The sequence below is a fragment of the Acidithiobacillus sp. IBUN Pt1247-S3 genome (genome assembly GCF_041146875.1).
Lineage (GTDB): Bacteria > Pseudomonadota > Gammaproteobacteria > Acidithiobacillales > Acidithiobacillaceae > Igneacidithiobacillus.
On sequence record NZ_JBFRXP010000085.1, the window covers coordinates 1 to 424 of the forward strand.

The following is a 424-nucleotide window of genomic DNA, read 5'->3' on the forward strand; positions in this document are numbered from 1 at the left end:
AGAAAAGTCTACGTCCATGTCCTGGAACGTCCTTGAGAAGGAACGGTGGTTTCGCCTTTTCCAGTTTGTCGTATTTTCGTACTATGCTTACAGCGTACAGCCTCTTGCATGGAGGATTTCGCGATGGTTCTTCGTACACGCATTATCGTCGGCTTCACCGTAGCCATGGTATCGGCTGGCTTTTTGGCCCAGGCGCAAGCAGCACCCCTGTCGGCTCCCGTCCAACTTCATTCGACACCGGTCGCTGGAAAGACAACTGAGGTTCTCGCCGGCATCAATGGACATACCCTGTATTATTTCACTCATGATACGCATGGTGTTGCCACTTGTTCAGGTTCTTGTGCCAAACTTTGGCCTCCTCTACTGAGCAAAGCTCCCGTGACCAGCCATGTGAAAGGTGTCTCGGGCACCTTCGATGCGGTCA

Annotated in this window: 1 pseudogene; it reads left to right on the forward strand. The window is 52.4% G+C overall.

Features of this window, described 5'->3' with window-relative positions:
* Positions 1 to 108: 108 nt before the first annotated feature.
* A pseudogene (locus tag AB4090_RS15155) lies at positions 109 to 424 on the forward strand (hypothetical protein); the annotation flags it as partial.